Annotated in this window: 10 protein-coding genes and 1 tRNA gene; 7 read left to right on the top strand and 4 right to left on the bottom strand. The window is 62.4% G+C overall.

All coding sequences use genetic code 11. The annotated features are described in order from the left end of the window. Positions 1 to 253: 253 nt before the first annotated feature. The 3 genes from ACIQ09_RS04100 (at position 254) to ACIQ09_RS04090 (ending at position 3034) form a co-directional block, all read left to right on the top strand. Positions 254 to 1285, top strand: a complete 1032-nt coding sequence (locus ACIQ09_RS04100) for an ABC transporter substrate-binding protein (protein WP_398306478.1) — start codon at positions 254 to 256, stop codon at positions 1283 to 1285. A gap of 188 nt (positions 1286 to 1473) precedes the next feature. Continuing rightward, positions 1474 to 2253, top strand: coding sequence for an ABC transporter ATP-binding protein (locus ACIQ09_RS04095; protein WP_347251131.1), 780 nt, complete (start codon positions 1474 to 1476; stop codon positions 2251 to 2253). Positions 2254 to 2266: 13 nt separating this feature from the next. Then, the gene (locus ACIQ09_RS04090; protein ID WP_296407371.1) at positions 2267 to 3034 is read left to right on the top strand and encodes an ABC transporter permease; all 768 of its coding nucleotides are present in this window, start codon (positions 2267 to 2269) and stop codon (positions 3032 to 3034) included. 20 nt (positions 3035 to 3054) lie between these two features. On the opposite strand, the gene ACIQ09_RS04085 is transcribed toward ACIQ09_RS04090, so the two are convergent. After that, on the bottom strand, positions 3055 to 3609 hold the full coding sequence (locus tag ACIQ09_RS04085) for a flavodoxin (RefSeq protein WP_398306475.1): 555 nt from the start codon (positions 3607 to 3609) through the stop codon (positions 3055 to 3057). Between the two features lie 222 nt (positions 3610 to 3831). Here ACIQ09_RS04085 and ACIQ09_RS04080 point away from each other — a divergent pair. Next, positions 3832 to 3916, top strand: a tRNA-Leu gene (locus ACIQ09_RS04080). 131 nt (positions 3917 to 4047) lie between these two features. Here ACIQ09_RS04080 and ACIQ09_RS04075 read toward each other — a convergent pair. Next, complete coding sequence (locus ACIQ09_RS04075) at positions 4048 to 4356, bottom strand: hypothetical protein (protein WP_398306473.1); 309 nt, start codon at positions 4354 to 4356, stop codon at positions 4048 to 4050. Positions 4357 to 4503: 147 nt separating this feature from the next. Continuing rightward, the gene (locus ACIQ09_RS04070; protein ID WP_398306505.1) at positions 4504 to 5559 is read right to left on the bottom strand and encodes an SUMF1/EgtB/PvdO family nonheme iron enzyme; all 1056 of its coding nucleotides are present in this window, start codon (positions 5557 to 5559) and stop codon (positions 4504 to 4506) included. Between the two features lie 586 nt (positions 5560 to 6145). Between ACIQ09_RS04070 and ACIQ09_RS04065 the strand changes: the two genes are divergently transcribed. Continuing rightward, positions 6146 to 7879: a protein kinase gene (locus ACIQ09_RS04065; protein WP_398306471.1), complete on the top strand. Its 1734-nt coding sequence runs from the start codon at positions 6146 to 6148 to the stop codon at positions 7877 to 7879. Between the two features lie 120 nt (positions 7880 to 7999). Here the strand turns inward: ACIQ09_RS04065 and ACIQ09_RS04060 are convergent, their stop codons facing one another. Then, entirely contained in the window at positions 8000 to 9985 is a 1986-nt protein-coding gene (locus ACIQ09_RS04060; protein ID WP_398306469.1) for a PAS domain S-box protein, read from the bottom strand. A gap of 923 nt (positions 9986 to 10908) precedes the next feature. On the opposite strand from ACIQ09_RS04060, the gene ACIQ09_RS04055 reads away from it, so the two are divergent. Both ACIQ09_RS04055 and ACIQ09_RS04050 read left to right on the top strand, forming a co-directional pair. After that, the gene (locus tag ACIQ09_RS04055) at positions 10909 to 13581 is read left to right on the top strand and encodes a PAS domain-containing protein (protein ID WP_398306467.1); all 2673 of its coding nucleotides are present in this window, start codon (positions 10909 to 10911) and stop codon (positions 13579 to 13581) included. Next, positions 13578 to 14204: a response regulator gene (locus ACIQ09_RS04050; RefSeq protein ID WP_398306465.1), complete on the top strand. Its 627-nt coding sequence runs from the start codon at positions 13578 to 13580 to the stop codon at positions 14202 to 14204. The genes ACIQ09_RS04055 and ACIQ09_RS04050 overlap by 4 nt, the downstream gene beginning before the upstream one ends. The last annotated feature ends 13 nt before the right edge of the window (positions 14205 to 14217 follow it).

The following is a 14217-nucleotide window of genomic DNA, read 5'->3' as shown; positions in this document are numbered from 1 at the left end:
AACAATCTTTACGTATCGGTATATGGTTTTTGCATGCACGCGACGGGTGCATGAAATGGCCCCTCGCACCATGTCGGGGCGTGGTTTGCGCCCCATTTTGCGGGCTGAACCGGCCCTTTTTCGGTGGAGTTTCCGGGCTGTCAAAAAACTGTCATTAAAATCATGGTCTTGCGAGATGGCACGGAGGTTGCAGAGTGAGCCGGGCATGTAGTCCCCGCTTTCTCCCGCCTTTCACTTCCTGGAGTTGTCCGCCATGTCGCACCCTTTCAGCGCGTCCCGTCGCCTGCTGCTTGCTGCCGCCCTTGTCGCCCCCCTGATCGCCGCCCCGGCCCTCGCGGACGAGCCGGTCAAGCTGAAGTTCACCCTCGACTGGCGCTTCGAAGGCCCCTCGGCACCCTTCCTGCTGGCCAAGAGCAAGGGCTACTTCGCAGCCGAAGGCCTGGACGTGACCATCGACGCCGGCAACGGCTCGGCGGGGGCGGTGACCCGCGTTGCCACCGGCGCCTACGAGATGGGTTTTGCCGACTTCAATGCGCTGGTCGAGTACGACGCCAAGACGCCCGGCTCCAAGATCCAGGCGGTGTACATGGTCTATAACGCCACCCCGGCGGCGGTCTTTACCCTGAAGAAGAGCGGCGTCAGCAAACCCGCCGACCTGGCCGGCAAGACCCTCGCTGCGCCGATCTTCGATGCCGGCCGCAAGGCCTGGCCGGCCTTTGCCAAGTCCAACGGGCTGGCGGTGGATGCGGTCAAGTGGCAGTCGGTGGACCCGGCCATCCGCGAAACCCTGCTGGCCCGGGGCGATGTGGACGGCATCACCGGCTTCTACTTCACCAGCCTGCTCAACCTGGAGGCCCGCGGGGTCAAGCCGGCCGACATCGTGGCCCTGCGCTATCCGGATTACGGCGTCGAGCTCTACGGCAACGCCATCATCGCCAGTCCCAAGCTGATCGCCGAGAAGCCCAAGGCCATCGAAGCTTTCCTGCGCGCCTTCAACAAGGCGCTCAAGGAGACCATCGCCAAGCCCGACGCCGCCATTCCGGCCGTCAAGGAGCGCGACCCGCTGATCGATCTGGCCCTCGAAACCCGCCGCCTCAAGCTGGCCCTTGATACCAGCGTGGTGACGGCCGAGGTCAAGCAGAACGGCCTGGGTGCCGTCACCGCCGATCGTCTCAAGCGCTCCATCGCCGAGACCGCCGAGGCCTACGCCCTGCCCAAAGTGCCCACCGCCGCCGAGCTGTTCAACCCTGCCTTCCTGCCCGCCCGGGCCGAACGCAGCCTGTAGCCCGGCTCGCGCCATCGGGCTGTGGGCTCCGTGTAGGGGCGACTGTAGGGGCGACTTCAGTCGCCCATCCGCGCGCCGATCACGGGCAAACCGTTATTCGAAGTCCGCGGGCGACTGAAGTCACCCGCCAAAAGCCCCCGCAGCGTCCCACAGCCTTGCTCCGTTCCATCCCATTCAGAAAGTCCCCCATGTCTTTCGTCAAATTCGAGAACGTCGATCTCGCCTACGCGCCGGGCGGCGCCCTGGCCATCGAGGATGTCAGCCTGGAGGTGAAGGAGGGTGAGTTCGTCGCCGTGGTCGGCCCCTCCGGCTGCGGAAAATCCACCCTCATGAAGCTCATCTCCGGCCTGCGCATGCCCTCCGGCGGCTATGTGTATGTGGACGGTCGCCAGGTAGGCGGTCCCCTGAAGATCGTTGGCATGGCCTTCCAGAACTCCAATCTGCTGCCCTGGCGCACCACGCTGGACAACGTGATGCTGCCCCTGGAGATCGTCGAGCCCTACCGCTCCACCCTCAAAAAGGAGCGTGTCCGCTACGAGGCCGAGGCCCGCCAGTTGCTCGCCAAGGTGGGGCTGGCCGGTTTCGAGGACAAATTCCCCTGGGAGCTCTCCGGCGGCATGCAGCAGCGTGCCTCCATCTGCCGGGCACTCATCCACCAGCCCCGCCTGCTGATGCTCGACGAGCCCTTCGGTGCCCTCGACGCCTTCACCCGGGAGGAGCTGTGGTGCATGTTGCGTGACCTGTGGCAGCAGCAGCCCTTCACCGTCATCCTCGTCACCCACGACCTGCGCGAGGCGGTCTTCCTGGCTGACACCGTGTACGTGATGAGCAAGCGCCCCGGGCGCATCCTGGTGCGCCGCGAGATCGACCTGCCGCGCCCCCGTGACCTGGACGTGACCTACACCGACAGCTTTGCCGGCTATGTGCACGAACTGCGCGAGCACATCGGCCGCGTGCGCGCGTCCTGAAAGGAATCAGAGCATGAAAGTGAATCTCGTAAAGGCCGCCCCCTGGCTGGTGGTGGCCGGCATGTTCCTGCTGTGGGAGCTGATCTGCGTGGGCTTTGAGGTGCCCGAGTTCCTGCTGCCCGCACCCAGCGCCGTGTGGAAAGTGGGCGTCGAACAGTTCGAACCCATCATGATGCACGCCACCCAGACCTTCATCACCACCCTGGCCGGTTTTGCCATCGCTGTGGCGGTGGGGCTGCTGATCGGCATGGCGGTGGGCTCCTCACCCCTGCTCTATCGGGCCATGTACCCGCTGCTGGTGGGCTTCAACTCCATCCCCAAGGTGGCCTTCGTGCCGGTGCTGGTGGTGTGGTTCGGCATCGGCACCGTGCCGGCCATCCTCACCGCCTTCCTGATCTCCTTCTTCCCGGTGGTGGTCAACGTGGCCACCGGTCTGGCCACCCTGGAGCCGGAGCTGGAGGATGTGCTGCGCTCCCTCGGCGCCTCGCGCATCGACATCCTCGGCAAGGTTGGCCTGCCGCGGGCCATGCCCTACTTCTTCGCGTCCCTCAAGGTGGCCATCACCCTGGCCTTCGTGGGCTCGGTGATCGCCGAAACGGTGGCCTCCAACCTGGGCATCGGCTACCTGATGATGTCGGCCAGCTCGTCCATGAACATGCCCCTGGTCTTCGCCGGCCTGATTGTGATCGGCGTGATGGGGGTGGTGATGTACGAACTGTTCGCCTTCGTCGAGAAGCGCATGACCAGCTGGGCGCATCGCAAGCCCGACGGCGCCGCGTGACGCAGCCGGGAGAGGCCCGGTCAGGCCGGCTCGCCGAGCTTCTCCCGCAGCAGGGGTGTGATCTCCGCCAGCCAGGCATCCAGCCGCTCATTGGTCAGCATGCCCTGGGTACGTTCGTCGATCACCAGGCCGACGAAGCGGCCGTCCTCGACCGAGGCCGAGTGCTCGAAGGTGTAGCCGTCGGTGCTCCAGCTGCCGACAATCTCCGCCCCGAAGCCCTTGAAGACTTCATACAGGCGGAACAGGGAGTTGGCGAAGCGCTCGGCATAACGCTCCTGGGCACCCAGTCCGAAAAAAGCGATCCGCTTGCCGGAGAAGTCCGGCGTACCGGCCTTGGCCAGAAACTCCTCCCAGCTGGCCTCCTGGCAACCGGCGCCACGCCCGGGGATCGCCCCCACGCCATAGCTCGGGGTGCCGAGAATCAGCGCGTCGTACTGCAGCATGTCGTCCACGCTGATGCGATTCACGTTGAGTGGCTTGGCGGCGATCTCGTCGCCGAGCTTGCGCTGGATCTTCTTGGCGATCAGGCGGGTGGTGCCGGTTTCGGTACCGAAGAATATTCCGATGGTTTTCATGGTGTGTGTCGCAAAGGCGACAGGGAGACGGGAATACGCTGGATCTAGCAGATTGCATGCCCTGTCCCTGGCACCCCCCAATTACCTGCCCCGTGATCGCACCCCTGAACGGGGGTTCAAATCCGTATTGACCTATCCGTTGGCTCGGATATAATTCGGCCCCTTCTGTGCCCCTGCTCTCAGGGTGCAGCCCCCGCTCCGGGGGCTGGCAAGTGCAGGAATGCCTTGGTGGTGAAATTGGTAGACACGCTATCTTGAGGGGGTAGTGACGCAAGTCGTGCGAGTTCGAGTCTCGCCCAAGGCACCAATTATTGTTCCGAAGTAGTCCGATGCAGTATTCAAAGCAGGCCGGCAAGCCCAGAGAAATCAGGGGTTCCGGCCTTTTTTGCGTCTGTCGCGTGTTCTGGTCGACGGGCTTTGTCGCATCCCCCCGCCCGTCTAGTCCCCCAGCGCAGCCAGAAACTGTGTCCGGGCCTGCTCCAGCTCGGCCTTGCCGAGGCCTTCTGCCAGGCGCAGGGCGGTGCGGTGGTAGCTCTCAAAGGCGGTCAGTACCCGGGCTTCGTCCAGCTGCCGCGTAGTGCTCGGCGCCGCGGGCGGAGTGTGGCCGTCCACCGGGCGCAGTACCGCATGGCGCGGGATCATGCGTTGGCCACCCTTTTCGGCGGCGGCGGTGATGGGGCCGGTCTTGGTGTAGATCTGGCCCTCGTACTCGAAACGGGCGCCGATGGGCAGGTGATTCAGTTTCATGGCGTGTGAGCGTCCGGAAAAGCCCGGATTCTACGCTGCAGGAATGCTCGACCTGACGTCGGGCTGAGCGTCGAGGCGCTGAAGGAATGTGGCCGCCGGGCCTTCGAGCCGCTTGCGACGACGCGAAAATCTCAAGGCTGGGGCGATCTACTGCGCTTCACGAACCACTCGAAAGCCTGTGCGATTGTTTCCGCCGGCGAAGGTGTCGAAGGTTTCACGCGCGGCAAGTCGCGCGTCATCGGGGCCGCTTTGCCATGACCCTCCCCGGGCGACCTTGCTGCACAATCCGACACCTGCAGCAAGCGACTCGAACAAGCCACCGAGCACATTACCCCCACCCGCTGACTGTTTCTTGTGCATGGTTTCATAGAGTGTGTCGCTGTAACACCCCTCGACCCACTCGGATACATTGCCGATCACATCATGGAGCCCGAAATCGTTCGGGCGGAATTGGCCGGCGGGAGAGGTTGCGACGAAGTTGTCGGTGCATTCGAACAATGCGTCCGCGATGTTGGCGTAAGCACAGGACGTCGCAATGGCGCGTCCGCCCGGGCGCACGTCCGCGCGGCTTGCCCGTGCTGCGTATTCCCACTCGAATTCGCTGGGCAAACGGTATTTCCGGCCGGTCTTGTTAGAAAGCCAGGTGAGGTAGGCGGTTATGTCTGAATTGCTGACGCAAACGACGGGGTGAGTGTCCTCTTGATGGAAGCCTGGCGCGCTCCAGCGCCGCGTCATGCTGTATGACCATTCCTTGCCATCGAACTCTCCGCATGGGAGTGCGGGAATGTAATTTGCGGCGCGAGTAAACGCCGCAAACTGGCCGCGTGTTATCTCGAAGCGGCCCACGGCCAGAGGCTTCTGGAGTTGCCAGCGAATCTGCGGGCCTTCATCACTCCTGCGTCCTGCCTCGCTGTCGGGTGAGCCCAATTCAACCTCCCCTGCCGGTACGATGACCAGCTCGGGGCAGTCACGACAATCCCGTATCACCTCTGGCGCAGGTGCTGGTGCGGCTCTGACCGACTTGACGGACTCGGGCACGGGTTCTGCGGGGGGCACCGCAACGACGGGCTTTGGCGAGGGTTTTGCCTTGCGAGGTGCTGCTTCCCTGACCGGGCGAGCCGGCGCTCGGGGCGCCTCGACATTGGACGGTGGCGTGGTGGCCCGCTTCTCGAACCCCGCATGAGCGAACTGGCTACACAGCATGAGGGCGACAAGGGGCAGCGCGCGAAGGGTCATGGCTCGGCGGAGTGGCTGAAGGCCTGCAAGAATGAGGGGGGAAAGCCTTTGGATGATATAGGGAATCAGCGGCAGGACAAAACGTGGCATGGTGGCCGCTGGGTCCGTCAGCCCTGCGCCCGGCGGCGCATGGGGCGAACGGCATGGTGCTAGAATCGGATGCGAAGGCTTGTTTTGCCGATCTGCGTGAGCGGCCTGATCATACGCAGCGGAAGGGGTTGAGATATCCCTCCAACTTATTGTTGTCATGACGCTTTTTATTTTTGTGTGGCGTCATGAAAGCGCGGCAACTGACGTGGACGTGCTGTCCGTCATAAATAGCGATAAATGATATCTGGGTTGATAGCATGGCGGGGTTTGCGATTGTGAAGAAGACTGCTCAGCCCATGGCATGCCTGTGTCTCGCGCCCCTTCGGCGATCTGCCAGACTGACGGTCGGGGGTTAGCAGTGTCCAGTTCCGGAAACGACAAGACCATTGTTCTGGGGGGCGCAGCCAGTCCCTCCCGGGATATTCCGCCTGCCACGCCCGGCAGCAGTCCCAACTGCCTGCCCATGAACACCCGGCTTGGGGAGTTCGAGATTGTGGGCCTCATTGGCGAGGGGGGCTTTGGAATTGTTTATCTGGCTTACGATCATTCGCTGGAGCGCAAGGTCGCACTGAAGGAGTACATGCCGACTTCCTTGGCTTCCCGAACACAGGACTTGCAGGTTTCAGTGCGTTCGGAAAGACATCGCGAGACCTTCGAGATGGGGCTTCGCAGTTTTGTGAATGAAGCGCGTCTGCTGGCTAAATTCGATAATCCTGCACTCGTCAAAGTCTATCGTTTCTGGGAGGACAGGGGCTCTGCCTATATGGCGATGCCCTTTTACGACGGGCTTACGCTGCGTGATGCGCTCAAGCAACGAACCGGTGTGCCCGATGAGGGCTGGATCCGCAGGATCCTGATCCCGCTGATGGATGCACTGGAGATCATGCATTCTGAAAGCTGTTTCCACAGGGATATTGCCCCGGACAATATTCTTCTCCTGAAGGATGAACGTCCGGTGCTGCTGGATTTTGGTGCTGCTCGGCGCGTGATTGGTGACATGACGCAGGTGCTGACGGTCATCCTCAAGCCGGGCTTTGCCCCGGTAGAGCAGTACGCCGAGATGCCCGGTCTGAAGCAGGGTGCCTGGACCGATATCTACGCCCTGGCGGCGGTCGTTTACTACATCATTACTGGCCGCACCCCTCCGGCTTCGGTGGGTAGGTTGATGAACGATACCTACCAGCCGCTGGCAACCTTGGCGGCGGGGTCTTACGACCCAAGCTTTCTCGCCGGGCTTGACCAATGCCTGGCCGTCAAAGCGGATGATCGACCCCAGTCGATTGCGGCAATGCGGGAGCTTCTGGGTGAGATGGCTTCACCCTCACCCGCTGGGGCTGCCGTGCAAGATGAGGCGCCGCGAGTCAGTTCAGCACAGAACATTGCAGCCAACCCTTCCAGGGCAGAGGTGAAGCCCCTGCCGCCGAAAACCCTGAACCCGGATGCCGAAGGAGTGCAGCCCGTCTCGGAGGGGAAGGGCAGGAGGTTTATGGGGCCCGCTCTGGGTATGGCTGCCGTCGCCCTGGTGGCGGTAGCCTTCATCGCCCTCAGGGAGGGGGGAGAAGTGCCGAAGCCGACCACCGTGCGTGAGATTGCGCAAGTGAAGGAATCTCCGGTGCCTGGGCCTGCCACACCAGTGGCCACGGAAGTCGTTCAGCCGGTAGCGCCGGAGACTGTCAGCTGGAGCCAGGCTGTGCAGGCGCTCAGCGGCATGGTCAGCCGGGAGACTGCGGTGAGTGGGGTCAAGTCCTCGCTGACGGTGGGTAAGGATGCCCTGTCCTTCTCGCTCAAGAGTGAACGGGCGGGTTATGTCTATCTGCTTCTGCTGGATACGACTGACAGCAAGCTGTCCCTGATCTTTCCGAACGCCCTGGATCTCGACAACCGGATTGCTGCGGGCTCTCCGATGCGTTTCCCGAGGGAAAGCTGGTCTTTCACGGCGGATGCACCTGCTGGCGAATGGCAAGTGCTGGTGATCGTTTCCGACAATAGGCGGGACTTTGCCGGGTTGGGTCTGGTGGCCCACGATGGCATCGCCAGCGTGCCGCTAAAGGAGCTTGAGCATGCGCTTGCGCGGCTTGGCCCGGATAGTCTGGCGGGAGTCTCCGTGTGTCAGAAGGAAGAGACCCGCTGCGCTGCCGATTTTGGCGTGAGTTACTTTAAGGTGACGGAAGTCGAGAGCCCACCAAAAAAGCGTTAGGGTGTTTCAAATTCCCTGCGCAGCGCGTGCTGGCGGAAAAAGGGACGCGCCACCGAACCTCGATTTTCGTGAACGGAAAGCGGCGGGGCTAGGGTGAGGTGAGCCTGACTGAGTCAGCATTCAGCCCCGTGAGCGGAGCGCTTCGAGCAGGGTGGCAAAGAGCAGCTCCGGCTCCAGGGGTTTGCCGAGAAAGCCGTTCATGCCGGCCTCCAGGCAGGCGAGACGGTCTTCGGAGAAGGCGTTGGCGGTCATGGCGATGATCGGCAGTGTCTGTCCGTGGGGGCGCAGGCGTATCAGCCGCGTGGCCTCCAGGCCACCCATCACCGGCATCTGCATGTCCATGAAGACCACGTCATAGTGTTCGTGTTCCAGCCGGGCCACGGCGATGGCTCCATTTTCCGCTGTGTCTACTTGCAGGGCCGCTTCCCGCAGTAACTCGCTGGCCACTTCGGTGTTGATTGGCTCGTCGTCCACCAGCAGGATGCGGGCGCCCGGGAATTCACTGCGCAGGCTTTCCTCTGCGGGTTTCGGTGGTGTATCCGGCATGCCGGAGAGGGTGTCCCCGCTCTTCTCGAGACGCAGCTTCAGCCAGAAACAGCTGCCCTGACCGGGAGTGCTGTGCACGCCGACCTCGCCATCCATCATGGCCGCGAGGCGCCGGCTGATGGCCAGCCCCAGGCCGGACCCACCATATTGCCGTGTGGTGCTGCTGTCCAGTTGCTCGAAGACTTCGAAAAGCCGGGGCAGGGATTCGGCGTCGATGCCGATGCCGGTGTCTGAGACCTCGAAACATAGGCGGACATGGGTGGCGTCCTCGTCTATAACCCGGCCGGCCAGGGTAATCTCTCCCTGATGGGTAAACTTGACCGCATTGCCCAGATAGTTGAGCAGGATCTGGCGTAGCCGGGTGACATCGCCCCGGAGGTTTGCCGGCAGCCCCTCCAGGACCTGCCGGAAGCGCAGGCCTTTGCCTTCGATGCGGTCCGCCATCAGCATGACCAGGCTGTCGATCAGCGCCGGTACATTGAAGTCGGCGTGCTCGATGTGCATCTTCCGGGCTTCGATCTTGGAGATGTCGAGGATGTCGTTGATGACCGAGGAGAGGTGATCGGCAGCGGTGACGATCTTGGACAGCTTGTCCTCCTGGACAGGGCCCGGGGTGTCACGCAGGAGTATCCGTGCCAGCCCGATGATCGCATTGAGGGGGGGGCGGATCTCGTGGCTCATGTTGGTGAGGAAGGCACTCTTGGCCTGGCTTGAGGCCTCGGCGGCGGTGGCTCGTTCCTGCAGGCGGATGTTCAGTTCGGCAATATGGGCGGAGCGCTCTGCCACCATGGCTTCCAGATCGGAGCGGTAGCGATCAAGTTCTTCCAGGCTGCGCTTCTTCTCGGTAACGTCTTCCTTGACCGCGAGATAGTGGGTCAACTGCCCGTCGGTGTTGAAGATGGGGGACAGGATCTCCGTCTCGCAGAACACCGAGCCGTCCTTGCGGCGATTGTAGAGTTCGCCCTGCCAGGGGCGGCCCTCGCCCAGGTGGGTCCACATGTCCGTGTAGGTTGTGGACGGGGTCAGGCCGGACTTGAGGATGCGTGGTTCCTGACCGATGAGCTCCTCTTGGCTGTAGCCGGAGGCACGGCTGAAGGACGGGTTCGCGTATTGAATGTGTCCGTGGTGGTCGGCAATCATGACGCTGGTGGGGCTCAGTTCGACCGCCCGGGACAGGATGTCGAGCCTCTCCCGGATGGCGTACTCGTCGGTCAGGTCGCGGATGCTCCCCAAGGTGCCGCTGCGCCGGCCATCGGCATCGTGAAGGGGGCGTACCCTCAGGCCGATGCGCCGCGGGCTGCCATCCCGGTGGGTGATACGCAGGCGCAACTCATCGGCTGCCGGGTGGGTGCTCATGTGCAGGGCTTCGTACCCCGGCACGTCTTCGCGATGAACGATGGCGGGCAGCAGGGTCGGGGCTGCCGCCATCTCATCAGGCGTATATCCGGTGATACGGGTACACGCCTCGGAACAGAACAGGTAGCTGCGATCGCTGCGGACGATGAAGAGCCATTCGGAGGCGTGATCTGCCAGGAGGGGCAGGAGGACCGCTGGATCCATTTTTGGGAGCATGTCAGCGCGAATGTCCGGACGTATCAGGAGTTGGGCTCAATGCTGCCCGGGAAAGCCAAACGGAATGCATGAATGGCTGAATGGATAAGGAGCGAATTGCCGGAGTTGGCCGTATTCATTCGGTAATTGGCGTATGGGAGATTTCGGCTGATATACGGCTGATTACGGAATTGACCCGGATTGAATTGGAATAGAAAGGCGTATGGCATATGCAAAAGGCTGATTGGCAATGCAGGTACGCCTTGCTGATGGTGGCGGTGATCAGGTGCGCTGCGATCTCGGCCAAGGAGTCTTGGCGTCCCGCGAGATCTCTGTCAGCGGTCTTGCCGATTATCTGCCGCACGATGTAGGGCCAGTCGCCTAGTCTTGTCCAGGGCATGATAGGTTAGGCGCGGGGGTGACGGAATCAAGGAGTCTTGAGGGTGTAGTTCAATGACTACATAAAAATCATGTACTTCTTGTAATAGTCCGAGGCTTTGACTGGTTTTCGTGAGTTAATCAGGAAATCAATGATAAGGACGGTCGGCCCTGGGCATGAACCGTCCCGGAGAGATACAACGTTGACCAAGCCGTGCGCCCCGACCCCGCCGGATCATGACCTGTCCTTCGATGGCCTGCAGGTTATCGAGGCCCTGCCTCATTCTGCAGCCCTGATTGGACCAGACGGCACGATCCTTCATGTCAATGAGTCTTGGCGTCGATTCGCTAGAAAGAATGGGGCTGGCCTATTCGTCGAGGCGGGGGCTGGGATTGATTATCTCGAAGTGTGTCGTAATGCGGGTGCCGTGGAGGTCCTGGCGGGCGTTCAGGCCGTGCTCGCTGGCAGGCTGACACAGTTTGAGTTTGAATACCCCTGCCATTCTCCCGATCAATCCCGCTGGCTCCTGCTACAGGCCATGACCCTGGGGGCCTTGCCTAGACGTGCCCTGCTCATGCACGTGGATGTCACATCCCGTAAGCTGGCCGAGATGGCTGCGCAGGAGAAGTGCGTGCTGTTGCAGCAGACCCTCGACACGGTGGAGACCCTGATCGTGTCCCTCGACCGCGAGGGGTGTGTCACGTCCATCAACCGTTGTGGGGCCCGGATGCTCGGACGCGACCCCGCCGACATCGTAGGTGCGTCGTGGTTTGCCACCTGCCTGCCCCAGCCTGAAGGCATGACCCGGATTTACCCTATATTCCGGCAGATCATGGACGGCGGGTTGGAGCAGGTCGAGTATTTCGAGAACGAGATCCTCGCTGCCGATGGTTCACGGCGGATGCTGGCCTGGCATAACGCCTATCTCAAGGGTCCGGACGGCCGGCTTGCCGGTACCCTCAGTGCCGGCAACGACGTTACCGAGCATAAGCAGCTTGAGCAGGCTCTGCAGCGCAGCAATGATGAGATGTGCCGGGCCCAGGCCATTGCCCAGGTCGGAAACTGGTGGCTGGATCTGGGTAGCCAGCGCTTGAGCTGGTCCGACGAAGTCCATCGCATTTTCGGTGTCGAGAAGGGTTCCCACCTGACCTACGACATTTTTCTGGAGCGTGTTCATCCGGATGACCGTGCGGAGGTCGATGCCCGCTGGCGCGAGGCGCTTGCTGGCGCCGCCTATGACATCGAACACCGTATCGTGGTCGATGGTGAGATCAAGTGGCTACGCGAACGGGCGCGGCTTGAGCTTGACGGGCAGGGGCGTGTGGTGGGGGCGTATGGAACGACTCAGGACATTACCCTGGGAAAGCTCACCGCCCTCGCGTTGAGCGAGAGTGAGCGTCTCCTGAGGGAAGCCCAGGAGGCGGCCCGGATTGGTACTTATACCTACCATGTGGACGACGACCACTGGACGTGCTCGGCAGTCCTCGACGACATCCTGGGGATCGGGCCCGCCTACCCCAGGACGGCCCAGAGCTGGATCATGATGGTTCATCCTGATGACCGGGAGGCCATGGGCAGTTATCTGGCTGACATCGTTGGTGCGCGGGTTGCCTCATTCGATCGGGAATACCGCATTCGCCGCCCGGTGGACGGGCTGGTGCGCTGGTTGCATGGCTATGGTCAGGTGGACAAGGCTGCCGACGGCCGTGTGGCCCGCATGTTTGGCACCATCATGGATGTCACTGATCGCAAGGAGGCGGAAATCGCCCTGCGCGAGACCCGGGAGCGCTACCGGCGCCTGTTCTTGCTCAACCCCCTGCCCATGTGGGTGTTTGATGAGGAAACCCTGCGTTTTCTGGAGGTAAACGACGCAGCCATTGCTGCTTACGGCTACAGCCGCGACGCTTTCCTGGCGATGAGCATTCTCGATATTCGCCTGGATACAGACCTGCAGGCGCTGCTCGATCCTGTCCACAGGGGCGGGCTGGAGCAGACCCATGGTGAGGTCTGGCGCCATCGTCGCCAGAACGGCGAAGTCATGGATGTGGCGCTGTGGTCCGAGTCCATCGATTATGAGGGCCGACGCGCCCGGCTGGTGATCTGCGAGGACGTGACCCTCAAGCAGGCGCTCGAGGCGGCCCTGATGCGCAAAGCCAATCTGGCCGATCAGCTGAAGAACATTGCCGCGACCGTGCCGGGCGCCATTTTTGCATTTCTTCGTCATGAAGATGGGGTCTATTCCTTTCCTTACATTGATGGAAAGCAACTGGAAGCCCTCGGTTTCTCGGCGGAGGATTTTTCGTCCGACGCGAGGCCCTTGATCGGTCTGGTGCATCCCGATGACATCAGTGCCCTGCTGGAGAGCATTGAAATGTCGGCCCGTGCCATGGCGGCCTGGCACGGGCAGTTCCGGATTCTTCACCCGCATCTGGGCGTGCGCTGGATCGAGGGTGACTCCATACCCCAGCTTTGTGCCGATGGCAGCGTGCTATGGCATGGCTATCTTTCGGATGCCACCGAGCGCATTGAGGCAACCCGCCGCCTGGAGCAGTCCCATGCCCAGATCCAGGCGCTGCTGGCCCATATGGAGGTGGTGCGGGAGGAGGAGCGGACCCGCATCGCCCGTGAACTCCACGACGAGCTGGGCCAGACGCTGACGGCGATCCGCATGAACCTGCGCCAATTGAGCAGCCTTGCCGGGCCGGATCACCCCGAAATGGACAGTCGCTTGAACGACGTGGAGGCCATCGTCGAGGAGGCAATGCTGTCGGTCAGACGCATTTCCCAGGAACTGCATCCGCGCATTCTCGATACCCTGGGGCTTGGCGGTGCCATCGAGTGGGAAACCGGTGAGTTCCGTAAGCGCATGGGCATCCGCTGTCGCTGCGTGGTGCCCCAGGCCGACATCGATCTGCCCGAAACCTTCAAGACCCGCATCTACCGCCTGTTTCAGGAAGCCATGACCAACATCTCCCGCCACGCCAGAGCCACGGCCGTGGATGTGACGCTGAGCTGTGACGGAAACATCCTGAGCCTGCAGGTTGCCGACAATGGGGTGGGTATTCGCAGCGACGCCCTGACGGGGAACTCCCTTGGCCTGACCAGCATGAAGGAGCGCGCCCTGCAGGTGGGTGGCGTCCTCAGCATTACGACGCATCCGGCCATCCGGGGCACCTGTGTATCCCTGCGGGTGGCGTTGACGGATGCGGGAAGGGAAAGCCAATGAATCTTCTCATCGTCGATGATCACCCCCTCATCCGCCAGGGGCTGGCCCAGGTCCTCAGGCCCAGCGAGGGGTTCGTGATCCGCCACGAAGCCCGGACGGCCGCCGAGGCCCTGGACTACCTGCGTACCGAAAGCTATGACGTGGTGGTGCTCGACATCAATCTACCGGACCAGAACGGTCTGGAGCTGACCAAGCAGTTCCGCAGTTTCAACCGGCACACGCCGGTGCTCATCCTCAGCATGCTGCCCGAGGAAAGCCTGGCCATCCGCAGCATCAAGGCCGGTGCCGACGGCTACGTAAGCAAGGAGAGCCCGCCGGAGACCCTGGTTGAGGCCTTGCGCAAGCTGGCCCAGGGGCGCAAGCACTTTTCGCCGGAACTGCTGTACCGGGTGGCCCAGGCGAAGTCCGACCTGAGCGCCGGCGCCGCTCACGAGAAACTCTCCAATCGGGAATACCAGGTGCTGTGCATGCTGGCGGGGGGCAAATCCATCGCCGGCATTGCCGAACAGCTCGAGCTCAGCCCCAACACCGTCAGCACCTACCGCACCCGCATCCTGGAAAAGCTGGAGATGGGCAGCAACGCCGACCTGACCCGCTACGCCATTGCCAACCAGCTGATCTGAGCCGGTGGCGGCG

The sequence above is a fragment of the Zoogloea sp. genome, from assembly GCF_044344315.1.
Taxonomy (GTDB): domain Bacteria; phylum Pseudomonadota; class Gammaproteobacteria; order Burkholderiales; family Rhodocyclaceae; genus Zoogloea.
The sequence above is the reverse complement of the archived record's forward strand: the minus strand, read 5'-3'. Positions and strand labels throughout refer to the sequence as shown.

Excerpts from the sequence above, each read along its gene's own strand:
- ACIQ09_RS04065 (WP_398306471.1), top strand. The coding sequence starts at position 6,146 with ATGAACACCCGGCTTGGGGAGTTCGAGATTGTGGGCCTCATTGGCGAG.
- ACIQ09_RS04050 (WP_398306465.1), top strand. The coding sequence starts at position 13,578 with ATGAATCTTCTCATCGTCGATGATCACCCCCTCATCCGCCAGGGGCTG.
- ACIQ09_RS04100 (WP_398306478.1), top strand. The coding sequence starts at position 254 with ATGTCGCACCCTTTCAGCGCGTCCCGTCGCCTGCTGCTTGCTGCCGCC.
- ACIQ09_RS04095 (WP_347251131.1), top strand. The coding sequence starts at position 1,474 with ATGTCTTTCGTCAAATTCGAGAACGTCGATCTCGCCTACGCGCCGGGC.
- ACIQ09_RS04075 (WP_398306473.1), bottom strand. The coding sequence starts at position 4,356 with ATGAAACTGAATCACCTGCCCATCGGCGCCCGTTTCGAGTACGAGGGC.
- ACIQ09_RS04060 (WP_398306469.1), bottom strand. The coding sequence starts at position 9,985 with ATGGATCCAGCGGTCCTCCTGCCCCTCCTGGCAGATCACGCCTCCGAA.
- ACIQ09_RS04070 (WP_398306505.1), bottom strand. The coding sequence starts at position 5,559 with ATGCTGTGTAGCCAGTTCGCTCATGCGGGGTTCGAGAAGCGGGCCACC.
- ACIQ09_RS04090 (WP_296407371.1), top strand. The coding sequence starts at position 2,267 with ATGAAAGTGAATCTCGTAAAGGCCGCCCCCTGGCTGGTGGTGGCCGGC.
- ACIQ09_RS04085 (WP_398306475.1), bottom strand. The coding sequence starts at position 3,609 with ATGAAAACCATCGGAATATTCTTCGGTACCGAAACCGGCACCACCCGC.